The following is a 24,503-nucleotide window of genomic DNA, read 5'->3' as shown; positions in this document are numbered from 1 at the left end:
TCGAACGGTTTTTTGCGTAAGCAGGGGGAGTGGAGAGACACGCTTAAGCCGAAAGAACGGTTGAGCCACAGTAAAACAGCCAAACCTGCCGAACCAGTGTGCAAATGAACCTGTAAGACAAATTGCCGCCGGTTGCAAAAGATTCGTTTCGGAACCAGCTCTAAGTCCAATTTACTTACCCTGCGAACATGAAAAAACACCTCGTGCTTCTTGCCTTCCTTGGCGTTGTCGGCAGTGCGTCTGCGGCGGACATCGTCGGTAATGCCAAGGCTGCTGAAAATAAAGTGTCCATGTGTATCGGATGCCACGGCATCCCCGGCTACAAAGCCTCCTTCCCCGAGGTCTACCAGGTGCCCATGCTGGGCGGCCAATCCCCCAAATACATCGAAAACGCGCTGCGCGCCTACCAGAAGGGCGAACGCAGGCATCCATCGATGCAAGGCATTGCCGGCAGCCTGTCGGACCAGGATATTGCCGACCTGGCCGCCTATTATTCGCAGCAGAAGTGAGGGGGACGCACAAGATGAAAAACATTCTTACCCAGATGGCTGCGGCGTTGGCCGTATTGTCCGCCGTTGCCTTGCCGGCCCGGGCCGCCGACCTTGTTGCCGGCCGCGCGCTGGTCGAGAAGTACAACTGCGCTTCTTGCCACGGCAAGGACTACAACTCGCCGATCGATCCTTCCTATCCGAAGCTGGCCGGCCAGCATGAGGATTACCTCAAGCATGCGCTGATGGCGTACCGCCGCGGCGACACCGCCATGAACGGACGCACCAACGCCATCATGGCGGCGCAGGCCAAGCCGCTGACCGATCGGGATATCCAGAATATCGCCGCCTACCTGCATAGCCTGCCGGGTACGCTGGTGCTGCGCAAGTAAGCGGGCAATTGCCGGCGCCCCATGAAAAAGCCACGCGATACAGCGTGGCTTTTTCGTCTGATGGCGATGGCGCCGGCAGTCAAGTCAGGTTTGCGCGCGGCGCCTGATGCTGTCGATATAGGCTGCGCCATCGGGAGGCAGGCCGTTGCGCTGGGAATTCCAGATCATCTGGCCCAGGCATTCCATGATCTCGTGATGCGCCTCATGTTCGGAACCGCGGCGCTGCGCCAGCATCTGGAAGGCGGCGCGGATGCCGGGCGGCTGGTCGATGGAAATCTGTTCGGTAATCGAGAGATGCATCGACAGGTGCAGGAAAGGGTTGGACTGGCCGCGCTCGACCGAATAGTCGGTGGCGATGGCCTGTTCGACGTCGCCCAGCGCCTCTTCATATTCCGGATGCTGGATGATCCAGTCGCGTGCGATCGCTTCGAGCGGGGTCAGGACTTCGTGGCTGCGGTGCTTGCGGTAAGCGTCGCAGAAAAAGCGGCGGACATCGTGCTGGGAGGGGGTGAACATGATGCGGGGAAACGAAAATTCAAACCTCTATTTTACGCCGCATCGCGCCGGGCTTCAGGATCGCCATGCGCAGGCGGGCGCATGAGGCGATCATCGCCGGCCACCACGGCGGGATTGTCTTGAAGTAATATTGTTGCCGGGAACCAAAAGAGCGCATTGCGCCAAACATCGCGGGCATCAACGCCCCATGCTTCATCGGTGAAATGCGTCCTGCTTGTCAGCAGAACCCGGCCGGCTGGGCCGGGCACAAAGAGGGGAAATCGCATGCGTCCTGCAGGCAGTTTTTTACCGTACCTCCGTTTTCCGGGCCGTTTTCATTTTCGTCGTGTCGCGCTTGTCGTGCTGGTTGCGGCAGGGGCATTGGCCGCAGGCGCCGGGCAGGCCAAGCCGGCCGCGGCAAAGAAGGCCGCTGAGCAGCGCGAGGCGCCGGCGGCAACGGCGCAAGCCGCCGACGACGAGGGCGCGATACTGCCGGTCGGCTTTGCCGGGCCGTTGTCGGGCCCATCCGCGGGCGTGGGCAAAAGCATGCTCAACGCGGTGCGGCTGGCGCTGGACGAGGCCAACCGCCGCGGCGTGCGCATCGCCGGCAAGAATTACCGTTTCAAGCTGTTGGCGCAGGACGACCGCGCCGATGCCGCCACCGCCGAATACGTCGCGCGTTATCTGGTGAGCCAGCATGTGGTGGGCGTGGTCGGCCACTGGAACAGCGGCGCCAGCCTGGCGGCGGCGCCGGTATACCACGCGGCGGGCGTGGCCCAGATATCGCCCGCGACCATGAGCCGCAAGTTCACGGCCCAGGCCTATCCGGGCGTGTTCCGCACGATTGCCAACAACGACGCGGTGGGCCGGTTCTCCGCCGAATACGCGGTGCAAAAGCTGGGGGTGAAGACGCTGGCCACCATCGACGACCGCACGCCGTTCGGCCAGGGGCTGGCCGAACAGGTCGCCCGGACTGCGCGCGACCTGGGCATCAAGGTGATCGGCAGCTATTCGGTGAGCGACAAGACCTCGGATTTCAACGCGCCGCTGATCGAAATGCGCAAGCGCAATCCCGACCTGATCTTCTTCGGCGGCCTGGACTGGCAGGCCGGGCTACTGGCCAAGGCCATCAAGCGCCTGAAGATCGATAGCCGGCTCATGGCCTCGGCCGGCACGGTAGGCCTGCCTTTCCTGATGCAGGCCGGCGCCGATGGCAATGGCGTGCTGGTGCTGGAGCCGGGGTCGTCGCTGGAGAAGATGCCGGGCTGGAAATCGTTCCGCCAGCGCTACGGGCAGAACTTCGATACCGATATCGACCTGTATGCCACCTTCGCCTATGACGCCGCGCAGGCGCTGGTCAATGCCATCGGCCAGGCCGGCAGCGCCGAGCCGTCCGCCATCGTGCAAGCGCTGCATAAGCTGCGCTTCAATGGCGTGAGCGGCGCCATCGCCTTCAACGAGGAAGGCGACCTGCTCAACCCGATATTGACCATGTATGAGGTGCGGGAGATGCGCTGGGTGCCGGTGCTGCAGATCAATGGCGAGGCGGCGCGCTGAGGCGCGGCATTTGTCCGCCGCGCCTGATATGGCGGCCTATACGCCCTTTTGCGGCAGCGGCGTCTTCTGCTTGAACTCGCACAGGTCGGCGATCACGCAGTTCCAGCATTGCGGCTTGCGCGCGATGCAGGTGTAGCGGCCATGCAGGATCAGCCAGTGGTGGGCATCCTGCAGGAACTCCGGCGCCACGAACTTCATCAATTTGCGTTCCACCTCATCCACATCCTTGCCCGGCGCCAGGCCGGTGCGGTTGGAGACGCGGAAGATATGCGTATCGACCGCAATGGTCGGATGGCCGAAGGCGGTGTTCAAGACCACATTAGCGGTTTTGCGGCCTACGCCCGGCAAGGCTTCCAGCTCCTCGCGCGTTTGCGGCACCGCGCCGCCGTGCTGCTCGATCAGGATGCGGCAGGTTTCGATCACGTTCTTGGCCTTGGTGCGGAACAGGCCGATGGTCTGGATATAGGGGATCAGCTTGTCCACGCCAAGCTTGTAGATTTTCTGGGGCGTGTTGGCCACCGGGTAGAGCTTGCGCGTGGCCTTGTTGACCGAGACATCGGTGGCCTGGGCCGACAGCAGTACCGCGATCAGCAGCTCGAACGGTGTGGTGTATTCCAGCTCGGTGGTCGGCGTCGGATTGGCCAGGCGCAGGCGTTCGAAGATTTCGCGGCGTTTGCTCGGGTTCATGGATGTCGTTTTTCTTGTGGCGTTGGTCGGCGGTAAAAAACGGGAAAAGGGAAAGCGAGCCGCAAGGGCTCAGGACTTGCCTGCCTGCTCCTGTTCGGCTTGCAGTTTTTTCAGGCGGGCGCGCTCCAGCGCCGCCTGGATGATGGCCTTTTTGCGCGCCTGCTCGGCTTGCTGTTCGGGCGTGCCGGTTTCGGCGGCTGCCACTTCCTTGAGTTTGGCGGCGGCCTTGGCTGCGAGGCGGGCGTCATTCTCTGCCTTGTCGCGCTCGAGACGGATGCCGCGCCAATCGTGGCGCGCGCGTGCGGCGTTCGCCTGCGCTTGCGTCCAGGCCTGCCAGCCGGTGCGCCCCGGTGTGGCCTCTTCCATGACGATGCAGTCGACCGGACAGGGCGCCACGCACAGTTCGCAGCCGCTGCAGAGGTCGTCGACCACGGTATGCATCTGCTTGGCGGCGCCGACGATGGCATCTACCGGGCAGGCCTGGATGCACAGCGTGCAGCCGATGCAGGCCTGCTCATCGATCACCGCCAGCAAGCGCGGCTGTTCCCGGCCATTGGCCGGATTCAGCGGGAGGAGCGGTTGGTCCAGCAATTGCGCCAGCCGGGCAATGCCCTCGGCGCCGCCGGGCGGGCACTGGTTATAGGCGGCGCGGCCATCGGCGATCGCTTCGGCGTAGGGGCGGCAGGCCGGATAGCCGCACTTGGTGCACTGGGTTTGCGGCAGCAGGTCTTCGATCCGGTCGGCAAGATCGGGCAGGGCAGGCGGTGTGGTGGCGGATGGCGGCACGGCGAGGCAGTTTGGCAAACAACGCAAAGGCCACATTATCCGGGGAAACCGGCGTGAAGTCATGCCGTCCGACAGTCGTTTCCTGTGCCGCAGCAATCCATTTGCCCGACAAGCCGTTTTGCCGCCTTGCAGGAGGGGAAGGCGAAATGCCTTGCAGGCGCCCGCGGCTCTTAGAACGGCTTGTTATTAGGGCGAATTTCGGCTGAACTTCGACGCGCCGCAGGTATCCATTTTCCGTACCCGGATGCGCGGCACGGCATCCGTTCTCCAACCACATCGGCATGGCCGGCCAGAGCGCATCATGATCAGGTTCCCACATCCGACGGCAGGCGGACGCTCCCTCGAAGTCGACTTCTTCCGCGGCGTGGTGCTGCTGATGATCGTGGTGGACCACATTTCGGGCAGCATGCTGGGCCAGTTCACCTTGCAGCGCTTCGCCATCTTCGATGCCACCGAGGTATTCGTCTTCCTGGCCGGCTACGCCACTGCCGCCGCCTATACCGCCATCGCCGCCGAGAAGGGCGATGGGGCCGCGCGCTGGCGCTTCCTGCGGCGCGGCTGGCAGCTCTACCGTTCCTTCCTGCTGACGGTGGCGCTGATGCTGGCCATGGGCCTGCTGTTCACCGCCTTGCGGCTGCATGCGCCCACGGTCGAGTACACCGATATCGGCACCTTCATCGACGAACCGCTGCAGATCGGCATGGAGATGATCCGGCTGGCGCGCCAGCCTTACCTGTCGAGCATCCTGCCGATGTACATGCTGTTTGCGCTGGCTTCCCCGGTGATCGTGCCGTCGGTGCGCCGCCGGCCCTGGCTGGCGGTGGCGGCCAGCCTGGCGTTGTGGGGCGTGGCGCCGCTGCTGGCGCCATTGCTGCCGGCGGTGTCGCCCACCGGCTGGACGTTCAATCCCTTCGCCTGGCAATTGCTGTTCGTGATCGGCACGGTATGCCGCCTGCATCCGCTGAAGAGCTACCAGCGCGAAGATGCCGACGCCGTGCTGCGCCGGCGCAAGCTGACCCGGATTGCCGCGGCGGTGGCGGTGGTTTTCCTGTGCGTGCGCATGTTCGTGGAGTTCGATCCGGGGCCGGTCTTCAAGCAGAACCTGTCGTCGCTGCGCGTGGGCAGTTTCATGGCGGTGCTGTGGCTGGTGGCGATGATGGTGCGCCAGGGCTGGATCCTGCAATTGGCCCAGCGCCTGCCGCTGGTGGTCACGGTCGGCCGCAACGGGCTGGCGTGCTTTGTCTCGGGGACGATGGTTTCGCTGCTGGCCGATATCCTCCTGTATCTCGCCACCGGCGGCCAGCCGGGTAATTGGTCGGGACTGATGGCCGATCTGGCGGCCATCGCCGCGATGCTGGCCATCGGCGTGCTGGCGCAGGCCTGGAAGGATTACCGCCGCGCCAGGCAACGCCGAGCGCATGGCCTGCACGCGCATTGAAGCGGGTGTGCAAGAAAAGAGCCGGCGCCGCCATGACAGCGGAGGCCGGCTCTTTTGCCGTACTTGCGGATCTGCCGGATCAGGCCTTGCTGCGGATGAACTCGGCGATCTTGGGACAGACGATTTCGCGCCAGCGGCGGCCCGAGAAAATCCCGTAGTGGCCGGCCTTGGGCACGGTGAAGTGCTGCTTGCTGGCCTTGGGGATGCCGCTGCACAGTTCGTGCGCCACTTCGGTCTGGCCGGAGCCGGAGATGTCGTCCAGCTCGCCCTCGATGGTAAACAGGGCCACCGACTTGATGTCCTGCGGCCGCACCGACTTGCCTTCGATCTTCCAGGCGCCGCGCGCCAGGTCGAAATCCTGGAACACGATCTTGATGGTTTCGAGGTAGAACTCGGCCGGCATGTCCAGCACGGCGTTGTACTCGTCATAGAACTTGCGGTGCTCCTCGGCCGAGGCGTCGTCGCCGTCGCGCAGGTGCATATAGAAGTCCCAGTGGCTTTGGGCGTGGCGGCGCGGGTTCATCGCCACGAAGCCGGCATGCTGCAGGAAGCCCGGATAGACCTTGCGGCCGAAACCGGGGTAGTTGGCCGGCACACTGTAGATGACGGTGTTTTCAAACCACGCATAGGGCTTTTCGGTGGCCAGGTCGTTGACGGCGGTAGGCGATTTGCGGGCATCGATCGGGCCGCCCATCATGGTCATGCTCTTGGGCAGCTTGGGATCGTTGTCGCTGGCCATGAGCGCAATGGCCGCCAGCACCGGCACGGTCGGCTGGCACACCGAGATCACGTGCACGTCCGGGCCCAGCAGGCGGATGAAGTCCTGCACATAGTAGACGTAGTCGTGCAGGTGGAAGTCGCCTTGTTCGACCGGGACCATGCGGGCGTCGGTCCAGTCGGTGATGTAGACGTCATGCTGCTGCAGCAGTGCGCGCACGGTTTCGCGCAGCAGGGTGGCATGGTGGCCGGACAGCGGCGCCACCAGCAGCACGGTCGGCTGCTTGAGCGCGGCGATCTGGCGTGCGCCCAGATCCTTCCTGAAATGGATCAGGCGGCAGAAAGGCTTGGTCTCGACCACTTCCTCGACGATGCCGGTGGGCTTGCCGTTGACTTCCACTTCATGGATGTTGAACTGCGGTTTTTCGTATTCCTTGGACAGGCGGTACAGCAGCTCGTAGCCGGCGGCGATGCGCTGCGAGAAGGGCGTGTGGGCGAGCGGGGAAACCGGATCGGAAAACAGTTTTGCAGAGGTTTCCGCCCATTGCATCATCGGGTTCAGAAACGCGCGGTTGAATTCATGCAATTGATAAAGCATAGCTGACCTTTATACAAGCGCTGGCTGGCCTCGCCGCCCGGCAGACGGAGCGCATGGCGCCCCTGGTGGCGGATTGGCGCGGGAGCAAGCATGTGCAACAAACGTTTGGCGATGGTTTTGCGATGACGAAATGCATGAGATTGCATTTTGTCAACATTGTCCATGTTGCGACGCAGTAGCATAGCACGCTTTATTCAGGGGTCTTTATGCTGGTAAGACCAAATACAGAAAACCCGAATGAAAGTCTGGCGGGCAGTGAAAGATTCGCGGCGCGGAAATGAAAAAAGCCCCCGCATGGCGGGGGCTTGGGAGGTTCCTTGCCCTGGACAACGATCGGAAAGGCCTGGCGCGGCCGCTCCGGTTCAGTCGAATACCGGGGTTTCCACGCCCAGGATCTTGTGCAGCTTGGGCGAGGTGGTGGTGTACTGCATGTGGATCTTCTTTTCCGGGAAGATGTAGGGCGCGGCGCCGAAGGCGGCCAGCGCGGCTTCGTGGAAGCCCGACAGGATCAGCTTCTTCTTGCCCGGATAGGTGTTGATGTCGCCCACGGCGAAGATGCCCGGCACGTTGGTCTCGAACTTCTCGGTATCGACTACCTTCAACTGCTTGCGCTCGATGTCCAGGCCCCACTCGGCGATCGGGCCCAGCTTGGGCGACAGGCCGAAGAACACCAGCAGCATGTCCAGCGGCAGGCGGCGGGTGACGCCGTCGGCGCCGGTGACCTTGACCTCGGCCAGCTTGCCGTCCTTGATCTCGGTGCCGGTGACCTGGCCGACCAGGAACTGCATCTCATACTGTTCGCACAGTTCCTTCATCTTGGCCACCGATGCCGGCGCGGCGCGGAATTCTTCGCGACGGTGCAGCAGGATCACCGACTCGGCCTTGCCGACGAAGTTCAGCGCCCAGTCCAGCGCGGAGTCGCCGCCGCCGCAGATGACGATGTTCTTGCCTTCGAACTTCGCGGGGTCCTTGACGCGGTAGAACACCTGCGAGCCCTCGAACTGCTCGATGCCTTCGACCTTCAGCGTGCGCGGCTGGAACGAGCCGACGCCGGCGGCGATGAAGATGGTCTTGGTGATGAATCGGGTGCCGGTGGAGGTCTCGACGTCGAAACGGCCGTCTTCGCGCTTTTGCACCACGGTCACTTCCTGGCCCAGGTGGAAGGTCGGCTCGAACGGTTCGATCTGCTTCAACAGGTTGTCGGTCAGTTCCTGGCCGGTGCAAACGGGCACGGCCGGGATGTCATAGATCGGCTTGTCCGGATACAGCTCAACGCACTGGCCGCCCACCACCGGCAGCGAATCGATCACATGCGCCTTGATTTCCAGCAAACCGAGTTCGAACACCTGAAAGAGGCCGACAGGGCCGGCGCCGATGATGATGGCATCGGTTTCGATGGGGCCTTGGGCAACCGCACCCTTGACGTTGTTTTCCATGATTTTCCTGATATTCCTGTTCAATTATCTGAAAGCAAAATGCAAGCGGTTGCGCATCTGGCTGGCGGTGAAGAGCCTGGCTGGATGCGCAACCGCATGCTGGAGCTACTAAAGGCGCTGCTGTTCTATCCTGAAGCGTCGCGAACGATCAGCGTTGCAGGTATTGCAGCTTGTCGGTCTTGTCCTTCCATTCCTCGGCCTCGGCCAGCGGGGCCTTGGTCTTGGTGATGGACGGCCAGTTGCGGGAGAGGTCGGCGTTGAGCGCGATGAATTGCTGCTGGTCGGCGGGCACGTCTTCTTCCGCGTAAATCGCGTTGACCGGGCATTCTGCGACGCATACCGCGCAGTCGATGCATTCGTCCGGATCAATCGCGAGGAAATTGGGGCCTTCGCGGAAGCAATCCACCGGGCAAACATCCACGCAATCCGTGTAGCGGCAACGGATGCAGGAATCGGTGACAACGTGGGTCATAACTGTCCTATCTGTAAATATTCTTAAAACCGATGGCTAACTGCGCCGCAATTGATGGCAATATGGCACGGTTAAAATCATTCTGCGGCTGGTTGGCGCCATACCGGTCCTCGCTGTTTCCGATGCCGTTTCCGGCGGCCGAAAATCCCGTGCACAGCCTGCTGCAAAGCCTTGTATTTTAAGGTAATTCGATTTTTCCCACAAATGAGGCTTATACAGATTACGTATAAGTAAATAAACAATGCAGCGATAGCAAAAGCCGCCGCCAATGCCGGTCGCACGCCGCCGTAAGCAGGTTCCCGGGCCGTTTTGGCCGGGTTGCCGGAGGGTGCGGGCAGGGCGGGGCAGCACGCTGATGAACCGCCCGATTCAAGAAAAGGATGTCCCGGCGTGAACGCTGAACAGCCCAAACAAGCATATCGTTTCCGATTTTCCTCCCGGCTGGCCGGCCTGGCCGCGGCCGTCGCCTTGCTCCTGGCCCCGGCCGCAGGCGCCGCCGAGGCTATCCGCATTGGCGAAATCAACAGCCACAACAGCCTGTCGCCGGTCGGCCAGGCCTACCGCAACGGCCTGGCGCTGGCGCTGGAAGAAATCAATGCCGGCGGCGGCGTGCTCGGCCGGCCGCTGGAACTGGTGGCGCGCGACGACGACGGCGATGCCGACCAGGCCGCCCGCAACGCCCGCGAGCTGGCGCGCGACCAGCATGTCGCGGTGCTGACCGGCACCATGCTGTCCAATGTCGCGCTGGCGGTCGCGCGCGAGGCCGCGCGCAGCAAGACCGTGCTGGTGGTCGGCGATGCCTTGTCGGACGCCATCACGCTCGACAAGGGCAATCGTTACACCTTCCGGGTACGGCCTTCCACCTACATGCAGGCCGCCATGCTGGCCGAACAGGCGGCGCGCCTGCCGGGCCGCCGCTGGGCGGTGGTGGCGCCCAACTATGAATACGGCCAAAGCGCCGTGGCCAGCTTCAAGCTGTTGCTCAAGCAGGCGCGCCCGGATGTCGAGTTCGTCAACGACCAGTGGCCGGCGCTGGGCAAGATCAAGGCCGACGATGTGGTGCGGGCGATCCGCCAGGCCCGGCCGGACGCCATCTTCAACGCCACTTTCGGCGACGACCTGCAAAAGTTCGTCCAGGCCGGCAACCGCCAGCAGTTGTTTGCCGGCACGCGCGTGGTCTCCATGATGTCGGCCGGCGCCCAGAGCCTGGATCCGGCGCAAAGCGAAGCCATCCGCGACTGGATCGCCATCGGCTATCCCTGGGACCAGATCGCCACGCCCGAGCACCAGCGCTTCCTCGAGGCTTACCTGAAGAAGTTCAACCAGCGTCCGCAACTGTCGTCGGTGTTCGGCTACACCACCATGATGGCCATCGCCGCCGGCCTGAAGAAGTCCGGCGCCGCCGACGGCGATGCGCTGGTCGATGCGCTGCGCGGCCTGCAGCTGGAGTCGCCGCTGGGGCCGATCGCCTTCCGCGCGCTCGACCAGCAGGCCACGATGGGCGCCTTCGTCGGCCAGGTATCCCAGAAGGACGGCCGCGGCAGCATGAGCAACTGGCGCTATCTCGATGGCGCCGCCTACATGCCCAATGCCGTCTATGTGCGCAGCCGCCGTCCCGGCGCGGCCATGAAATAGGATTCGGGCAGGCAGGATCCGGGCAGGCAAAAGCCCCCATGCGCTGCGGGGATTCGGTTCTTTCGATCCGGGTTAAGATAGCGGCCACGGCGCAATCCGGCCCATGCAGGGTTGGAAACCTGTCCAGGTTCCGCCGGTCATCAACACATCAGCATGCGGCCGCGGCCGCATCGGAATTTCATGATCATCACTTCCTTACTCGATACCGATCTGTACAAATTCACGATGATGCAGGTGGTGCTGCATCATTTTCCCGGCGCCCAGGTCGAGTACCGTTTCAAGTGCCGCAACGAAGGCATCGACCTGACCCCCTACGTCGACGAGATCCGCGCCGAGATTGCCGCCATGTGCCGGCTGCGTTTCAAGGAAGAGGAACTGAACTACCTGCGCAGCCTGCGCTTCATCAAGAGCGACTTCGTCGATTTCCTCGACCTGTTCCACCTCAACGAGAAATACATCACGGTGCAGCCGGCCGCGTCCGGCAACGGCGAGATCGAGATCAGCGTCAAGGGGCCGTGGCTGCACACCATCATGTTCGAAGTGCCGGTGCTGGCCATTGTCAACGAAGTCTATTTCCGCGATACCCAGCGCTCGCCCGACCTGGCCGAAGGCCGCGAGCGGCTGCGCAAGAAGATCGCGCTGATCACCGGCGACAGCGAACTGGCCGGCTGCAACATCGCCGACTACGGCACGCGCCGCCGCTTCTCGCGCAGCTGGCATGCCGAAGTCATCGCTGAGATGAAGCAGACCATGGGCGCCCACTTCGCCGGCACCTCCAACGTCATGTTCGCCATGCAGCACGACCTGACGCCGCTGGGCACCATGGCGCATGAATACCTGCAAGCCTGCCAGGCGCTGGGCCCGCGCCTGCGCGACTCGCAGACCTTCGCCTTCGAGATATGGGCGCGCGAATACCGCGGCGACCTCGGCATCACGCTGTCCGACGTGTATGGCATGGACGCCTTCCTGCGCGACTATGACATGTATTTCTGCAAGCTCTTCGACGGCGCCCGCCACGACTCGGGCGACCCGTTCGAATGGGGCGAGCGCCTGATCCAGCACTACCGCGACAACCGCGTCGACCCCGCCGGCAAGGTGCTGGTGTTTTCCGACAGCCTGGATTTCGACAAGGTGCGCGCGCTCTACCTGCGCTTCAAGGACCGCGCGCGCGTGGCCTTCGGCGTCGGCACCAACCTCACCAACGACCTCGGTTACACGCCGCTGCAGGTGGTCATGAAAATGGTCCGCTGCAACGGCCAGCCGGTGGCCAAGCTGTCCGATACGCCTTCCAAGAACATGTGCGACGACCTGGCCTATGTGAATTACCTGCGGCAGGTGTTCGAGATCAAGGGCTGAAACCGGGGCAGGGCATCCGCCCCGCGGCAACCACACTTGAAAGTTTTTTGATCCAGCCCCGGTTCGCCCGCGGCCATCGGTTCGGCTGCTATAGTGTGGCTCCGCCGGTCGCGGTCGAATCCGTCCGTCCCGGCGCCAGAACCTGTTCACTACACTGCCGGGACGACATTTGCAGACCAGAGCCTTTGCGATCGCCGCTGCCGCTTTCGCCACGCCATCGTTGACGTTCGCCGCCGACCTCGACGGCGCCGCCTTGTCCGTCGCCTGGGCATTGCCGTTTGCCGGCGTGCTGCTGTCGATCGCATTGCTGCCGCTGTTGGCGCCGGCATTGTGGCACCACCATTTCGGCAAGATCGCGGCCGGCTGGGCGCTGGCCTTCTTGCTGCCTTTTGCCGCCGCGGCGGGCGCGCATGCGGCGCTGGCGGTGACAATGCATGCGCTGCTGGCCGAGTATCTTCCCTTCATCATCCTGTTGACCGCCTTGTTCACCGTGGCCGGCGGCATCTGCGTGCGCGGCAACCTGCGCGGCACTCCCGCGCTCAATACCGGGCTGCTGGCCTTGGGCACGCTGCTGGCCAGCGTGATGGGCACCACCGGCGCCGCGATGCTGCTGATCCGGCCGTTGATCCGCGCCAATGACAATCGCAGGCATGTGGTGCATGTGATCGTATTTTTCATCTTCCTGGTGGCCAATGCCGGCGGTTCGCTCACGCCGCTGGGCGACCCGCCGCTGTTCCTGGGTTTCCTCAAGGGTGTCGATTTCTTCTGGACCGCGCGCCATGTTTTCCCGCACATGGTGTTGCTGTGCGTGGCGCTGCTGGTTATCTTTTACTTCCTTGACCGCCATTACTTCCTGAACCGGGAAGAATGCAAGCCGGCCGACGCCGATCCGACGCCGGATTCGCCGATCCGTTTCGAAGGCAAGTTCAATTTCGTGCTGCTAGCCGTTATCGTGGCGCTGGTGCTGATGAGCGGAATCTGGGCGCCGGGCGTGGCCTTCGAGGTGCTGGGCACGCCGCTGGAATGGCAGAACCTGGCGCGCGACGCGGCGCTGGTCGGGGTGATCTTGCTGTCGCTGAAACTGACGCCGGCGGCGGCCCGCGCCGGCAACGAATTCAGCTGGGGGCCGATGCTGGAGGTGGCCAAGCTGTTCGCCGCCATCTTCCTGACCATCGTGCCGGTCATCGCCATGCTGCGCGCCGGCGAGCAGGGCGCCTTCGCGGCGGTGGTGCGCGCGGTGACCGGCCCCGACGGCCGGCCCAACGACGCCATGTATTTCTGGATGACGGGCCTGCTCTCGTCCTTCCTCGACAACGCGCCGACCTACCTGGTGTTCTTCAACACCGCCTCCGGCGATGCGCGCGAGCTGATGGGGGCGATGGCGTCGACGCTGGCGGCGATTTCCGCCGGAGCCGTCTTCATGGGCGCCAACAGCTACATCGGCAATGCGCCCAACATGATGGTCAAGGCCATCGCCGAAGAGCGCGGCATCCGCATGCCGTCCTTCTTCGGCTACATGGCGTGGTCTTGCGGCATCCTGGTGCCGTTGTTTATCGTCATGACCTTTATCTTTTTCATTTAGGGCCCGGCATGCCATCCGCAGCGGGCTGAACCACCACGAACAAGCAGGGAGACTGCCATGAAACAAAAGATTTTCGTATCCCGCGCCATTTCCCCCGAAGTCCTGGCGCGCCTGGAGCAGCATTTCGATGTCGAATCGAACCAGGAAGACCGCATCTTCGGCGCCGACGAACTGCTGGCCAAGGCCAAGGGCAAAGATGGCTTGTTCACCACGCCCAGCGAGCCGGTGACGGCCGCGCTGTTCGCCGCCAATCCGCAGTTGAAGGCCGTGTGCAACATGGCGGTGGGCTACAACAACATCGACATCGCTGCCGCCACCCAGGCCGGCGTGATGGCGACCAATACCCCCGACGTGCTCAATGAAACCACCGCCGACTTCGGCTGGGCGCTGATGATGGCGACCGCGCGCCGCATTACCGAGTCCGAGCATTTCCTGCGTGCCGGGCAATGGAAGAAGTGGAGCTATGACAGCTTCGTCGGCCCCGATGTGCATGGCGCGACGCTGGGCATCATCGGCATGGGCCGCATCGGCCAGGCCATCGCGCGCCGCTCGCTGGGATTCGACATGCAGGTGCTGTACCACAACCGTTCGCGCCTGAAGCCCGAGCAGGAAGCGCATGCCAACAACGCGCAATATGTCGGCAAGGAGGAACTGTTGAAACGCGCCGACCATGTGGTGCTGGTGCTGCCGTATTCCAGGGAAACCCACCACACCATCGGCGCGGCGGAGCTGGCGCTGATGAAGCCCACCGCGACCCTGACCAATATCGCCCGCGGCGGCATCGTCGACGATGCGGCGCTGATCGAGGCGCTGCGCGCCGGGCGCATCGCCGCCGCCGGCGTCGACGTGTTCGAGAACGAACCGGCCTTCAAGCCGGAATTCCTGTCGCTGACCAACGTGGTGCTCACGCCCCATATCGCCAGCGCATCGACGCCGACCCGCCTGGCCATGGCCAATTGCGCGGCGGATAACCTGATCGCCGCCTTGTCGGGCCGCACGCCGCCCAACCTGCTCAATCCTGATGTCGCCAAGTCCTGATACGCATTGAATCGGACCGGCATGGAAAACGGGCGCGCTTGCATGACAGGCGCGCCCGTTTCGTTTGCTTCGCTTTACGCACTCCGGCCGTGATGGCGGGACTGCGGAAATCAACCCTTCAAGTCATTGAACAGGTCGATGTATTGCTGTTGCGCATCGGCTTGCGCGGTGCCCTTGAGCGCGGCCCACGCATCGTATTTGGCGCGCGCCACGAAGTCGGTCATGCCGGGGCGTTCGCCGCTCACATCGCCGTTGCTGCCTTGCTTGTACAGGCCGTACATCTTCAGCAGCGTCATGTTGTCGGGACGTTCGGGCAGGCTCTTGGACTGCGCGACCGCGGCTTCGAATTGCTCTTGCAGGGTGCTCATCGCCGTCTCCTCCGGGCCGTTCAGACGGCCAGCAGTTCGACTTCGAAGATCAGCGTGGCGTTGGGCGGAATCACGCCGCCCGCGCCGCGCGCGCCATAGCCCAGCTCGGCCGGGATGATCAGCTTGCGCACGCCGCCGACCTTCATGCCTTGCACGCCTTCGTCCCAGCCCTTGATCACGTGGCCGGCGCCCAGCGGGAACGCGAACGGGTCGTTGCGATCCTTGCTGGAGTCGAATTTGCTGCCGGCGCTGCCGTCGGCGTTTTGCAGCCAACCGGTGTAGTGCACGGTGACGTGGCTGCCGGCCTTGGCTTCATCGCCCGAACCGGCGGTGATTTCTTCGTATTGCAGCCCGGAAGCTGTGGTGACTGTAGACATCGTGTTCCTTTCTGGATGGAGGGGATTGCGGTCGATTCGGTCGCAGCGGGCAGCCCTTTTTCCTTGGTCTGGTGGGGGCTGCCAGCCGCTCCGGCTGCGGGAGTCGACCGGAACGGCAGGCAGTGTAAACCAAAACCGGGATTTTTTTCAGAATGCGTCAGCCCGCTGTCAGCCGGATCGTATTTGCATGCGTTAAGGTGGCTGGACGTGCCTTCCGCACGATGAGATCAGGCTTTTTTGTGTAAAGTTCGTCATGTTGCGTCGATTTAGTCAACTTTTTTCTGTTTTTCTCCGCGCAGCATGCCTTTCGGCCATCCTGGCGGCTTCCGCCCAGGCGAACGTGGTCGTGGTGCTCAATTCCGGCGATGCTTCGGTTTCGCTGCTGGATCAGACGACTCACAAGGAAATCTCCACCTTCTCGGTCGGCAAGGAGCCGCACCACCTGATGGCCACGCCGGACAACAAGTCCCTGATCGTCGCCAGCGCCACCGGCAACCAGTTGCTGTTCCTCGATCCCAGGACCGGCGAAGTCCAGCGCCGCCTGCGCAATATCGTCGATCCTTACCAGATCGGTTTCTCGCCCGACCAGAAATGGTTCGTCGCCACCGGCCTGCGCCTGGATCGCGTCGACGTCTACAGCTATGACGGCACCGACCTCAAGCTGTCCAGGCGCATCCCGCTGGCCAGGACGCCCAGCCACATCGCCTTCGACAGCGGCAGCACCACCGCCTTCATCACCCAGCAGGGCAGCGACCAGGTCAGCGCCATCGACCTGGCCACCCAGCAGGTGAAATGGACCCTCCCGGTCGGCAAGCTGCCGGCCGGCATCATGATGACGCCCGACAACAAATACCTGCTGGTGGGCATCATGGGCAGCGATTATGTGCAGGTGATCGACTGGCGCACCCAGAAACTGGTCAAGCAGATCAAGACCGGCGCCGGCGCCCACAACTTCCGCGCCCAGGGCGACAAGCGCTTTGTCTATGTCTCCAACCGCGTCGCCAACAGCATCAATGTGATCGACATGCAGACGCTGGAAAACGTCGGCGTCATCAAGGTGCCGGGCGGCCCCGACTGCATGGAAGTGACCGACGACGGCAAGACCATGTGGGTTACCCTGCGCTGGATCAAGAAGGTGGCGGTGATCGACCTGGCCAGCCGTTCGGTCACCAAGGTGATCCCGGTCGGACGCTCGCCGCATGGCATCTACCTGTATAACCGTGCGCCGGATGTCTGAGCGCATGGCCTGAGTGTGACGGCCCGATGAAATATTCTTTTTCCCAAAGACAACTCAACGGCCTGGTCCTGGGCGCCATCCTGGCGGCCGGCCAGGCCTTTGCACAAGCGCAGCAAGCGACCCAGGCACCGGCCACGGCCGCCGCTTGCAAAGGCACGATTTACCTGACCTTCGATACCGGCAGCCAGTCGCAGGCCGAACTGATCGAGCAGACGCTGCTGCGCCACCATATCAAGGCCACCTTTTTCCTGGCCAACGAGAAGACCATCCGCGGCGACTATTCCCTGGATCCCGGCTGGCAACCGCTCTGGAAGCGCCTGGCCGAAGAGGGGCATGCTTTCGGCACGCATACCTTCGACCATGTTTATGTAGTACGCGACTTGCCGGGCGGTAAAATCGAAGTGCGCCCGCAGTTCGGCGCCCAGGCAGGCCGCAAAGAGCAGTGGACGCCGGCGCAGTACTGTGAAGAAATGCAGCGCGTGGACAAGCGCTTCGAGGCGCTGACCGGCCGCAAGCTTGATCCGCTGTGGCGGGCGCCGGGCGGCAAGCTCACGCCGAATTTGCTCAAGGCCGGCCAGGCTTGCGGCTATGCGCACGTGGCATGGGCGCCGGCCGGTTTTTCCGGCGATGAACTGCCCAGCGACAAGTTTCCCAATGAGATGCTGCTGAAGAAGGCGCTCAACGGGCTGAAGGATGGCGATATCTTCCTGGCGCACATGGGCATCTGGTCGCGCCGGGATGCCTGGGCGCCGGCCGTGCTGGAGCCGCTGGTCACGGGGCTGGAGCAGAAGGGGTTTTGCTTTGCCACGCTGCGCGACCATCCGGCTTACCGGCATTTGTTTGCCGGGGCAGGGAACGCGCCACGGCGTCCCTGATCGAAACGGGGCCGCAGGATACGATACCTATCGGATAAGACAGATTCATGATCCAGACCATTGCAGACCTCTTTGCCGCCGTCCAGGGCTGGCTGTTCGAAACCATCGTGCAGCCGCTGGTGTTTTTCATCGGCATGGGGGAGTTCGTCGAAGACGCCTTTGCCGGCACCGAGTGGGTGCTGGTGGGCATCTGCGAACTGGTGATCCTCTTTCTCATCCTGCGTCCGCTGGAATCGATGATCCCGGTGCACAAGATCACCGATCCCTACGCGCGCTGGAACGATTTCATCTACACCGTGCTGCAGCGCCTGGGCGTGATCCCCATCCTCGCCTTCCTGCTGCTCGACCCGACGCTGTCGTACGCGGCCGAGATGCTGCACCTGGAGGGCTGGGGCACCTTCAACCTCGACCAGATCTGGCCGGGCGTGACCGACCGCGCGCTGGTCAGCTTCCTGCTTTATCTGGTGGCGCTGGACCTGTGCGAATACGCGTATCACTGGGCCCAGCACAACGTACGCTGGATGTGGGCGCTGCATAGCCTGCACCACAGCCAGCAGAACATGAACCTGTGGAGCGACGACCGCAACCACGTGCTGGACGACCTGGTGCATGACATCTTCCTCGGCCTGGTGGCGCTGCTGATCGGCGTCGAACCTTCGCAATACATCCTGCTGGTGTCGCTGTCGCGCATGCTGCAAAGCCTGCAGCATGCCAACGTGCGCATCCATTTCGGCCGCATCGGCGACCGCCTGCTGGTGTCGCCGCGGTTTCACCGGCTGCACCACGCCATCGGCATCGGCCACGAAAGCCGCGGCCGCAACTCGCTGGGCGGGCATAATTTCGCCGTGCTGTTTCCGGTGTGGGACATGTTGTTTCGCACCGCGCATTTCGGCGAGGGCTTTGCCCATACCGGCGTGCGCGACCAGTTGCCGCCGCCCGCCGGGAAAGGCTGCGACTACGGACGCGGCTTCTGGATGCAGCAATGGCTGGGCATCAAGCGCCTGGTCGAATTCTCGCGCAGGAAGGCGCGCTGATGCGGCTGCTGCTGTCCTCCTTCGGGCGCGCGCTGCTGTCGCAGCTGCACATCCGCATGCTGCTGCTGACGGTGCTGCCGTTCGTGTTCTCGGTTTGCATCTGGGCGGTCGGCCTGTGGCTGGCGCTGCAGCCGATGATCGACTGGCTGCAGGACTACTTCGTGGTCCACAGCATGTTCGGCATCGCCGGCTCCGTGCTGAGCTGGTTCGGCATGGGCGCCCTCAAGACGGTGATCGTGCCCATGCTGGCGATGTGGGCGCTGCTGCCGCTGATGATCCTGACGGCGCTGGTCTTCGTCGGCCTGTTCACCATTCCCGCCATCGCCCGCCATATCGGCTCCCGTCATTACCCGCAGCTGGAAATGCGCCGGGGCGGCAGCTGGTGGGGCAGCCTGTGGACTTCGCTGTGGTGCTTCGCGGTGTTCGTGGTCGGCTGGCTGGTGACGTTGCCGGTGTCGCTGATCCCGCCGCTGGCCTTCGTCATCCATCCTTTGCTGTGGGGCTGGCTGACCTATCGCGTGATGGCTTACGACACGCTGGCCGACTATGCCAGCGCCGACGAGCGCCGCACGGTGTTGCGCCTGCATCGCTGGCCGTTGCTGGTGATCGGCACCATCGCCGGCGCCATGGGCGCCGCGCCCACGCTGCTGTGGCTGGGCGGGGCGTTGTCGGTGATCTTCTTTCCGCTGCTGGCCGCCGGCGCGATCTGGCTGTACGTGCTGGTGTTCGTGTTCACCGGGCTGTGGTTCCAGTACTACTGCCTGGAAGCATTGCAGCGTTATCGCAGCGGCCAGCCGCCGGACGATCCGGCCGGCGGCGGACGTCATCGATGCCGGGCCGCGCTGAGCGGCGCATCCTTGTCCCGATGCCCGTCCCCGTCGGCGTGCATCGGGGGAATCGGGCATAATCCCCGGAGTTTGATCAACCCCACTGGCAGAGCGGACTCATGGCATTCGGACTCATCATCATCGGCGACGAAATCCTTTCCGGCCGCCGCATCGACAAGCATTTCCCCAAGGTGCTCGAACTGTTGTCCGAGCGCGGCCTGCAATTGGGCTGGGCGGAATACGTGGGCGACGAACCGGAGCGCATCACGGCCACCCTGAAGCGCACGCTTGCCACCCGCGACATCGTGTTTTGCACCGGCGGCATCGGCGCTACGCCGGACGACCATACGCGCCAATGCGTGGCGGCGGCCCTGGGCGTGCCGCTGTCCCTGCATCCGGAGGCCAAGGAAAAGATCCAGGAGCGCATCGCCGACATGTCGCGTGAAACCGGCATCGCGCCCGACTACGACGCGCCGGAAAACCTGCACCGCCTGAAGATGGGAGAATTCCCGCAGGGCGCCTCCATCATTCCCAATCCTTACAACAAGATCCCGGGATTCTCGGTGCGCAACACCAGCGGCGAAGGGGCGCATTATTTTGCCCCCGGCTTCCCGGTGATGGCCTGGCCGATGTTCGAATGGGTGCTGGAGAGCAATTACGCCGACCTGTTCCACCGCCGCGCCTGGGCCGAACGGTCGATGCTGGTGTTCGAGTCGGCCGAATCGACGCTGACGCCGCTGATGGAACTGATCGAGGCGCAATTCCCGCTGGTCAAGGTGTTCAGCCTGCCGCACGTGGGCGACGAGAAGACGCGCCGCCACATCGACCTTGGCGTCAAGGGCGACCCGCAACAGGTTGAACCGGCGTTTGAGAAGATGCAAGAAGGCTTGCGCCAGTTGAAGGCGGAATTCCAGTTGAACAGCTAAACACTTGTCCACGCCCTCATTCGGGGGCGTTCAATTGCCAGGCCCGGTTGGCAGGAAGGCGGGGCCGATTCATCTCCCGGCCGCGGTTTGGCATGGGCGCTCATCCCGCACCACGGATAAAAAAATGCCCCGGCGGCGCCGAGGCATTTAACGGTATCGTAGGAGGAATCGGATACCGAGGAGACAATCTTTTCACGCCGGCCCGGCGCGGTTTGCCATGCGGGCCATTCACTGCCGCCGGTTGGCGCATGCACGCGGAATCGACTGGTTTGTCGTATCGGCCATTCCCTAGCCACGGCGCGCAGTTTTTCTCGCAGGCGATGAACCTGGGAGGCAACTGCGCAAATCGGGTAAAAGAACTAAAAAGCGAACCGGCCAAGCTTCATCATAGACAAAAACTTCTTGTTCGGCTCGCGTTTTTGGCGCGCCGGCTCGCAGGGCTTATTTCCTGGTGGCCTTGGTTGCTTTGGTGGTGGCCTGCGACAGTTGGTCTACGGCATTGGCGACGTTGGCTTCGACCACTTCGGCGGCCTGCTTGGCGCTTTTGGTGAACTGTTCGTAACCGGCATTGAGATTGCCGATCGTCGATTTCAGCAGGGAAATGGCTTGTTCGGAGCCGGCCGGCGCGTTCTTGGCAGCCTCGTCGATCAGCGAGATGACTTTGCGGTTGACTTCGGCGATCTGGGCCTCGGCGGTCTTGGTCAGCTCGGCCTGGGTGCTGGAGAAGATGCTGCTCAGGTGGCGGCCGTAGGCGACGGATTTTTCGACCGCCGGCTGGGCCTGGGCGGAAGACAACGAGAAGAACTCCTGCGGATCCTTGGCGGCAAACAGTTTCTGCGCGGTGGCCTGGCCTTCTTCCAGCGAAGATTTTGCCGCTTTCAGGTTCAGATCAACCAGTTTTTCCACGCCTTCAAAGGTCTTGCTCGCCAATTGGCTGAACAGCGCGATCTGTGCTTCGACATTGGCCTTGGCTGCGGCAGAAAATTGCTCGGTGTAGGTGGTCATGTTGGTACATCCTTTGGTTTGATGGGTTGATGAAAAGGGCTGTGACGAAAGGACTCTGACTACAGTGATTGCTTACGGACCGATCTGAACTGGGGGGAAGGGTTCTCCGATGTAATTTCTTATTTGAATATGATGCGTTGCACAAAACGATTCTAGTTTAAAAGGACGCAAAGTCAATGATTTTCATGTCGTGGGAAACATGATTGTTGGCATGTGATGACTCACGTTTCTTCAGTGGTGTTACCAGTGAGGAAGAGCTCAAAAAAATTAGATTCCGGCGCCGAATATTTGAGTGGCCGGAATCCATCTTTTGCTCGACTTGGAGGCATTTGCTCATCGGTGGAGGTGCTACCATCCTGCATCGCATCATTGGCGCATCCGGGGCTTCGCTTCCTTGGCATTGCTTGCGCCTTTGTTTTTCTGCCTAACTGTTTTCCTGGAAATCCGGTTTGAAAGCTTTCTACAGCGACCACTTCGTCCTGCCATTGCCGCCCGGCCACCGCTTCCCCATGATCAAGTACCGCATGATCCGCGAAGGCGCGGCGCGGGCGGTGCCGGGGCTCGAGTTTCATGAAGCCATGCCGGCTTCCGACGGCGAACTGGCGTTGGCGCACCATCCCGATTACGTCGCGCGCGCCAGCCGCGGCGAGCTGAGCGCCGCCGAGCAGCGCGATATCGGTTTTCCCTGGACGCCGCAGATGGTGGAGCGCTCGCGTCGTTCGTCGGGCGCCACCATCGCCGCTTGCCGCGCCGCCTTCAGCGAGGGCATTGCGGTCAACCTGGCCGGCGGCACCCACCATGCCTATGCCGACCGCGGCGCCGGCTTTTGCGTGTTCAACGACTCGGCCATCGCCGCACGGCTGATGCAGGCCGAACGGCGCGCTGCGCGGGTGGCCATCGTCGATCTCGATGTGCACCAGGGCAACGGCACGGCATCGATCCTGGCGCGTGACGATTCGGTATTTACGCTGTCCCTGCACGGGGAAAACAACTACCCCTTCGAGAAGGAGCGCAGCGACCTCGACGTGGCCTTGCCGGACGGGGTGGGGGATGACGACTATCTGGCCGCGCTGGCGACGGCGCTGCACAGGCTGCAGGCGGAGTTCGCGCCGCAGTTGCTGATCTACCTGGCCGGGGCCGATCCCCATGAGGGCGACCGGCTGGGCAAGATGAAGTTGAGCATGGCCGGCTTGGCGGCGCGCGACCGGGCGGTGTTTTCGTTCGCCCGCCAGCACAAAATCCCGGTTGCGGTTACGATGGCGGGCGGTTACGGCCGAGACATAGAACAGACAGTGGCCGTCCACATACAAACGATAAAACTCGCCAAGCTCCATGCCATTGACTGGAACAATGGACGCGGCGACTGAGACCGCGCACAGGCGCGGCCGATCCTGGAAGAAGAAATGACGCACTCCGCCGCCGGCAGCAGCCGGCAGAAGCAGGTCTTGCTGAGCCTGGTCCCCCTGGTGTTCGTATTGATCTGGAGCACCGGCTTCATCGTGGCCAAATTCGGCTTGCCATACGCGCCGCCGCTGACTTTCCTGCTGCTGCGTTTTGTCGGCGTGCTGGCGGTGCTGTTGCCGCTGGTGTGGTTGTTCCGCGCGCCCTGGCCGCACGGCCGCATCCGCCATGTGGCGGTGGCGGGCGTGCTGCTGCAGGCAGGCTACCTGGCGGGAGTGTGGTGCGCGATCAAGATCGGCATGCCGGCGGGATTGTCGGCCCTCATCGTCGGGCTGCAACCGATCCTCACCGCGTTCGCCGCGCCCTTGCTGGGCGAGTCGGTGCGCAAGCGGCAATGGCTGGGCCTGCTGCTGGGCCTGTGCGGGGTCGGGCTGGTGGTCGCCAACAAGATTTCGCTGATCGGGCTGTCGGGCGCCAGCATCGCGCTGTGCGTATTCGCGCTGGTCTGTATCACGGCGGGCACCTTGTACCAGAAACGCTACTGTTCCCATTTCGATCTGCGTACCGGCACCGCGATCCAGTTCCTGGCCTCGGCGCTGGTGGTGCTGCCGTTCGCCGTTGCCGTCGAAGGGCTGGACTGGCGGCTTAGCCAGGTGTCGTGGACGCCGCAATTCGTCGGCGCCTTGCTGTGGTCGATATTGGCGCTGTCGATCGGCGCCATCTTCCTGCTGTTCGCGCTGATCCGCCGCAGCGCCGCCACCAGCGTCACCAGCCTGCTGTACCTGACGCCGCCGACCACCGCCGTGATGGCCTGGCTGATGTTCGGCGAAGCCTTCAGCCTGGTCGGCGCGCTGGGCATGCTGATCGGCGTGATTGGGGTTGCCTTCGTGGTGCGCAAGTAGGGCAGTCAGTCGGCGCCGGCGCTGTCTGTCATCAGCGGCATCAGCGTCACCAGTTTCAGGTCCGGCCGGTTGGCCACGCGGAAGTTGACCTGGCGATAGCTCAGTTCGCCCAGTTGCGGATGGTGGAAGCGGCGTTCTCCGCCTTCGCGTTCGACCACGTCCTGCAGGCGCCAGGCGCGCTTGAAAAGCGCATTGTGCGCCGACAGTTCTTCCACCATCGCCGCCACTTGCGGGTCGTCCAGCAACTGCGCGCAATCGGCGCGGAATTCGGCCACCACGCGGCGCGCGCGTTGTTCCCAGTCGGCGGTCAACTGGCGCGCCTGTTCCGTGCAGAACATGAAGTGCAGCAGGTTGCGGTTGCCCGCGCGGGTATCTAGCCAGCCGGTGAACAGCTTGCGCGCCGCCGGGTTCCAGGCGACCGCGTTCCAGTAACGGTCCATCAGATAAGCGGGCGCGCGGACATTGCGCACCACCTCAAGTATTTCGGGGGCGATCACCGATTCGTCGCCATGCTCCGGCAAGACCGGATCCTTTTTTCCCGCCAGTTCGAACAGGTAGGCGCGCTTGGCGCGCGGCAGGTGCAGCGCTTCGGCCAGGCGCGACAGCGCCTGCGGCGACACCGAGTCGGTGCGGCCCTGTTCGATCCAGGTGTACCAGGTCACGCTGATGCCGCACAACTGGGCCACTTCCTCGCGCCGCAGGCCGGGCGTGCGGCGCCGTCCGCCCAGCGAGATTTGCGGCAGGCCGGCTTGCGCAGGCAGCGTCTGTTCGCGTTGGGTCTTGATGAATTCGCCAAGGGCGCGGCGTCTGGCGAGGTCGTTATCCATGCGGGTTTACGGTCGATGAAGGCGTGGAAGGATTGTTGCGCAGCGGC

Annotated in this window: 26 protein-coding genes and 1 pseudogene; 15 read left to right on the top strand and 12 right to left on the bottom strand. The window is 63.3% G+C overall.

Annotation, left to right across the window (positions count from 1 at the left end):
* The first annotated feature begins 188 nt into the window (after positions 1-188).
* Both FB597_RS16635 and FB597_RS16630 read left to right on the top strand, forming a co-directional pair.
* Positions 189-509, top strand: a complete 321-nt coding sequence (locus FB597_RS16635) for a cytochrome c (RefSeq protein ID WP_144770126.1) — start codon at positions 189-191, stop codon at positions 507-509.
* Positions 510-523: 14 nt separating this feature from the next.
* The gene (locus tag FB597_RS16630) at positions 524-880 is read left to right on the top strand and encodes a cytochrome c (protein WP_141914835.1); all 357 of its coding nucleotides are present in this window, start codon (positions 524-526) and stop codon (positions 878-880) included.
* A gap of 84 nt (positions 881-964) precedes the next feature.
* Here FB597_RS16630 and FB597_RS16625 read toward each other — a convergent pair whose 3' ends face one another.
* Both FB597_RS16625 and FB597_RS16620 read right to left on the bottom strand, forming a co-directional pair.
* Complete coding sequence (locus FB597_RS16625; RefSeq protein WP_141914832.1) at positions 965-1,396, bottom strand: DUF1841 family protein; 432 nt, start codon at positions 1,394-1,396, stop codon at positions 965-967.
* 32 nt (positions 1,397-1,428) lie between these two features.
* Positions 1,429-1,662, bottom strand: a complete 234-nt coding sequence (locus FB597_RS16620) for a hypothetical protein (RefSeq protein ID WP_141914830.1) — start codon at positions 1,660-1,662, stop codon at positions 1,429-1,431.
* 73 nt (positions 1,663-1,735) lie between these two features.
* On the opposite strand from FB597_RS16620, the gene FB597_RS16615 reads away from it, so the two are divergent.
* A complete protein-coding gene (locus FB597_RS16615; protein WP_255517201.1) occupies positions 1,736-2,932 on the top strand; it encodes a branched-chain amino acid ABC transporter substrate-binding protein in 1,197 nt (398 codons plus the stop codon).
* A 36-nt stretch (positions 2,933-2,968) separates the two neighbouring features.
* Here FB597_RS16615 and nth read toward each other — a convergent pair whose 3' ends face one another.
* Both nth and rsxB read right to left on the bottom strand, forming a co-directional pair.
* Positions 2,969-3,619, bottom strand: a complete 651-nt coding sequence (gene nth, locus FB597_RS16610) for an endonuclease III (protein WP_141914825.1) — start codon at positions 3,617-3,619, stop codon at positions 2,969-2,971.
* A gap of 69 nt (positions 3,620-3,688) precedes the next feature.
* Positions 3,689-4,405, bottom strand: coding sequence for an electron transport complex subunit RsxB (rsxB, locus tag FB597_RS16605; RefSeq protein WP_144770155.1), 717 nt, complete (start codon positions 4,403-4,405; stop codon positions 3,689-3,691).
* A gap of 301 nt (positions 4,406-4,706) precedes the next feature.
* Between rsxB and FB597_RS16600 the strand changes: the two genes are divergently transcribed.
* Entirely contained in the window at positions 4,707-5,843 is a 1,137-nt protein-coding gene (locus FB597_RS16600) for an OpgC domain-containing protein (protein WP_144770124.1), read from the top strand.
* 79 nt (positions 5,844-5,922) lie between these two features.
* On the opposite strand, the gene FB597_RS16595 is transcribed toward FB597_RS16600, so the two are convergent.
* The 4 genes from FB597_RS16595 to fdxA form a co-directional block, all read right to left on the bottom strand.
* Complete coding sequence (locus FB597_RS16595; protein WP_144770123.1) at positions 5,923-7,158, bottom strand: polyhydroxyalkanoate depolymerase; 1,236 nt, start codon at positions 7,156-7,158, stop codon at positions 5,923-5,925.
* Positions 7,119-7,322: a hypothetical protein gene (locus tag FB597_RS16590; protein ID WP_144770122.1), complete on the bottom strand. Its 204-nt coding sequence runs from the start codon at positions 7,320-7,322 to the stop codon at positions 7,119-7,121. Before FB597_RS16590 ends, FB597_RS16595 begins: the two co-directional genes overlap by 40 nt.
* A 198-nt stretch (positions 7,323-7,520) precedes the next feature.
* Positions 7,521-8,594 (bottom strand): NAD(P)/FAD-dependent oxidoreductase, encoded by a 1,074-nt coding sequence (locus FB597_RS16585; RefSeq protein ID WP_141914817.1) that lies wholly within the window; start codon positions 8,592-8,594, stop codon positions 7,521-7,523.
* 148 nt (positions 8,595-8,742) lie between these two features.
* Complete coding sequence (gene fdxA, locus FB597_RS16580) at positions 8,743-9,066, bottom strand: ferredoxin FdxA (RefSeq protein ID WP_050467130.1); 324 nt, start codon at positions 9,064-9,066, stop codon at positions 8,743-8,745.
* 390 nt (positions 9,067-9,456) lie between these two features.
* Between fdxA and FB597_RS16575 the strand changes: the two genes are divergently transcribed.
* The 4 genes from FB597_RS16575 (at position 9,457) to FB597_RS16560 (ending at position 14,677) form a co-directional block, all read left to right on the top strand.
* Positions 9,457-10,701: an ABC transporter substrate-binding protein gene (locus FB597_RS16575; protein WP_255515760.1), complete on the top strand. Its 1,245-nt coding sequence runs from the start codon at positions 9,457-9,459 to the stop codon at positions 10,699-10,701.
* A 180-nt stretch (positions 10,702-10,881) separates the two neighbouring features.
* Positions 10,882-12,057 carry a nicotinate phosphoribosyltransferase gene (pncB, locus tag FB597_RS16570; RefSeq protein ID WP_141914816.1) on the top strand — a complete coding sequence of 392 codons (1,176 nt, stop codon included), beginning with the start codon at positions 10,882-10,884 and terminating at the stop codon, positions 12,055-12,057.
* Between the two features lie 169 nt (positions 12,058-12,226).
* A complete protein-coding gene (locus FB597_RS16565; RefSeq protein WP_144770121.1) occupies positions 12,227-13,639 on the top strand; it encodes a sodium:proton antiporter in 1,413 nt (470 codons plus the stop codon).
* Positions 13,640-13,696: 57 nt separating this feature from the next.
* The gene (locus FB597_RS16560) at positions 13,697-14,677 is read left to right on the top strand and encodes a D-glycerate dehydrogenase (RefSeq protein WP_144770120.1); all 981 of its coding nucleotides are present in this window, start codon (positions 13,697-13,699) and stop codon (positions 14,675-14,677) included.
* Positions 14,678-14,787: 110 nt separating this feature from the next.
* On the opposite strand, the gene FB597_RS16555 is transcribed toward FB597_RS16560, so the two are convergent.
* Both FB597_RS16555 and FB597_RS16550 read right to left on the bottom strand, forming a co-directional pair.
* Positions 14,788-15,045: an acyl-CoA-binding protein gene (locus tag FB597_RS16555; protein ID WP_141914813.1), complete on the bottom strand. Its 258-nt coding sequence runs from the start codon at positions 15,043-15,045 to the stop codon at positions 14,788-14,790.
* Between the two features lie 20 nt (positions 15,046-15,065).
* Positions 15,066-15,422, bottom strand: a complete 357-nt coding sequence (locus FB597_RS16550) for an FKBP-type peptidyl-prolyl cis-trans isomerase (RefSeq protein ID WP_141914812.1) — start codon at positions 15,420-15,422, stop codon at positions 15,066-15,068.
* A gap of 253 nt (positions 15,423-15,675) precedes the next feature.
* On the opposite strand from FB597_RS16550, the gene FB597_RS16545 reads away from it, so the two are divergent.
* The 5 genes and pseudogenes from FB597_RS16545 to FB597_RS16525 all read left to right on the top strand — a co-directional run bounded on the left by FB597_RS16545 (position 15,676) and on the right by FB597_RS16525 (position 20,321).
* Entirely contained in the window at positions 15,676-16,659 is a 984-nt protein-coding gene (locus FB597_RS16545) for a cytochrome D1 domain-containing protein (protein WP_141914811.1), read from the top strand.
* Positions 16,660-16,685: 26 nt separating this feature from the next.
* Positions 16,686-17,534 (top strand): polysaccharide deacetylase family protein, encoded by an 849-nt coding sequence (locus tag FB597_RS16540; protein ID WP_144770119.1) that lies wholly within the window; start codon positions 16,686-16,688, stop codon positions 17,532-17,534.
* Between the two features lie 47 nt (positions 17,535-17,581).
* The gene (locus tag FB597_RS16535; protein ID WP_144770118.1) at positions 17,582-18,568 is read left to right on the top strand and encodes a sterol desaturase family protein; all 987 of its coding nucleotides are present in this window, start codon (positions 17,582-17,584) and stop codon (positions 18,566-18,568) included.
* Positions 18,568-19,414, top strand: a pseudogene (locus FB597_RS16530) (EI24 domain-containing protein). Before FB597_RS16535 ends, FB597_RS16530 begins: the two are co-directional and overlap by 1 nt.
* A 100-nt stretch (positions 19,415-19,514) precedes the next feature.
* Complete coding sequence (locus FB597_RS16525; RefSeq protein WP_144770117.1) at positions 19,515-20,321, top strand: molybdopterin-binding protein; 807 nt, start codon at positions 19,515-19,517, stop codon at positions 20,319-20,321.
* 441 nt (positions 20,322-20,762) lie between these two features.
* On the opposite strand, the gene FB597_RS16520 is transcribed toward FB597_RS16525, so the two are convergent.
* The gene (locus FB597_RS16520; RefSeq protein ID WP_144770116.1) at positions 20,763-21,326 is read right to left on the bottom strand and encodes a phasin family protein; all 564 of its coding nucleotides are present in this window, start codon (positions 21,324-21,326) and stop codon (positions 20,763-20,765) included.
* A gap of 509 nt (positions 21,327-21,835) precedes the next feature.
* On the opposite strand from FB597_RS16520, the gene FB597_RS16515 reads away from it, so the two are divergent.
* Together FB597_RS16515 and FB597_RS16510 are read left to right on the top strand one after the other, a co-directional pair.
* Positions 21,836-22,693: a histone deacetylase gene (locus FB597_RS16515; RefSeq protein WP_186442805.1), complete on the top strand. Its 858-nt coding sequence runs from the start codon at positions 21,836-21,838 to the stop codon at positions 22,691-22,693.
* Between the two features lie 36 nt (positions 22,694-22,729).
* Positions 22,730-23,629, top strand: a complete 900-nt coding sequence (locus FB597_RS16510; protein ID WP_141914805.1) for a DMT family transporter — start codon at positions 22,730-22,732, stop codon at positions 23,627-23,629.
* A 5-nt stretch (positions 23,630-23,634) separates the two neighbouring features.
* Here the strand turns inward: FB597_RS16510 and FB597_RS16505 are convergent, their stop codons facing one another.
* Positions 23,635-24,456, bottom strand: a complete 822-nt coding sequence (locus FB597_RS16505; protein ID WP_141914804.1) for a helix-turn-helix transcriptional regulator — start codon at positions 24,454-24,456, stop codon at positions 23,635-23,637.
* Between the last annotated feature and the right edge of the window lie 47 nt (positions 24,457-24,503).

It is taken from the genome of Herbaspirillum sp. SJZ099 (assembly GCF_007828355.1).
In the GTDB taxonomy this organism is placed as follows: domain Bacteria; phylum Pseudomonadota; class Gammaproteobacteria; order Burkholderiales; family Burkholderiaceae_D; genus Herbaspirillum.
Note: the sequence above shows the minus strand (reverse complement) of the source record. Positions and strands in the feature narration are given on the sequence as shown.

Bases quoted from the DNA above. Each gene is read 5' to 3' on its own strand.
- FB597_RS16535 (WP_144770118.1), top strand. From the start codon at position 17,582: ATGATCCAGACCATTGCAGACCTCTTTGCCGCCGTCCAGGGCTGGCTG.
- FB597_RS16515 (WP_186442805.1), top strand. From the start codon at position 21,836: ATGATCAAGTACCGCATGATCCGCGAAGGCGCGGCGCGGGCGGTGCCG.
- FB597_RS16600 (WP_144770124.1), top strand. From the start codon at position 4,707: ATGATCAGGTTCCCACATCCGACGGCAGGCGGACGCTCCCTCGAAGTC.
- FB597_RS16540 (WP_144770119.1), top strand. From the start codon at position 16,686: ATGAAATATTCTTTTTCCCAAAGACAACTCAACGGCCTGGTCCTGGGC.
- FB597_RS16550 (WP_141914812.1), bottom strand. From the start codon at position 15,422: ATGTCTACAGTCACCACAGCTTCCGGGCTGCAATACGAAGAAATCACC.
- nth (WP_141914825.1), bottom strand. From the start codon at position 3,619: ATGAACCCGAGCAAACGCCGCGAAATCTTCGAACGCCTGCGCCTGGCC.
- FB597_RS16625 (WP_141914832.1), bottom strand. From the start codon at position 1,396: ATGTTCACCCCCTCCCAGCACGATGTCCGCCGCTTTTTCTGCGACGCT.
- pncB (WP_141914816.1), top strand. From the start codon at position 10,882: ATGATCATCACTTCCTTACTCGATACCGATCTGTACAAATTCACGATG.
- FB597_RS16545 (WP_141914811.1), top strand. From the start codon at position 15,676: ATGTTGCGTCGATTTAGTCAACTTTTTTCTGTTTTTCTCCGCGCAGCA.
- FB597_RS16510 (WP_141914805.1), top strand. From the start codon at position 22,730: ATGACGCACTCCGCCGCCGGCAGCAGCCGGCAGAAGCAGGTCTTGCTG.
- FB597_RS16505 (WP_141914804.1), bottom strand. From the start codon at position 24,456: ATGGATAACGACCTCGCCAGACGCCGCGCCCTTGGCGAATTCATCAAG.
- FB597_RS16595 (WP_144770123.1), bottom strand. From the start codon at position 7,158: ATGCTTTATCAATTGCATGAATTCAACCGCGCGTTTCTGAACCCGATG.
- FB597_RS16620 (WP_141914830.1), bottom strand. From the start codon at position 1,662: ATGCGATTTCCCCTCTTTGTGCCCGGCCCAGCCGGCCGGGTTCTGCTG.
- FB597_RS16630 (WP_141914835.1), top strand. From the start codon at position 524: ATGAAAAACATTCTTACCCAGATGGCTGCGGCGTTGGCCGTATTGTCC.
- FB597_RS16560 (WP_144770120.1), top strand. From the start codon at position 13,697: ATGAAACAAAAGATTTTCGTATCCCGCGCCATTTCCCCCGAAGTCCTG.
- FB597_RS16590 (WP_144770122.1), bottom strand. From the start codon at position 7,322: ATGGACAATGTTGACAAAATGCAATCTCATGCATTTCGTCATCGCAAA.
- FB597_RS16520 (WP_144770116.1), bottom strand. From the start codon at position 21,326: ATGACCACCTACACCGAGCAATTTTCTGCCGCAGCCAAGGCCAATGTC.
- FB597_RS16555 (WP_141914813.1), bottom strand. From the start codon at position 15,045: ATGAGCACCCTGCAAGAGCAATTCGAAGCCGCGGTCGCGCAGTCCAAG.
- FB597_RS16585 (WP_141914817.1), bottom strand. From the start codon at position 8,594: ATGGAAAACAACGTCAAGGGTGCGGTTGCCCAAGGCCCCATCGAAACC.
- FB597_RS16525 (WP_144770117.1), top strand. From the start codon at position 19,515: ATGGCATTCGGACTCATCATCATCGGCGACGAAATCCTTTCCGGCCGC.
- FB597_RS16635 (WP_144770126.1), top strand. From the start codon at position 189: ATGAAAAAACACCTCGTGCTTCTTGCCTTCCTTGGCGTTGTCGGCAGT.
- fdxA (WP_050467130.1), bottom strand. From the start codon at position 9,066: ATGACCCACGTTGTCACCGATTCCTGCATCCGTTGCCGCTACACGGAT.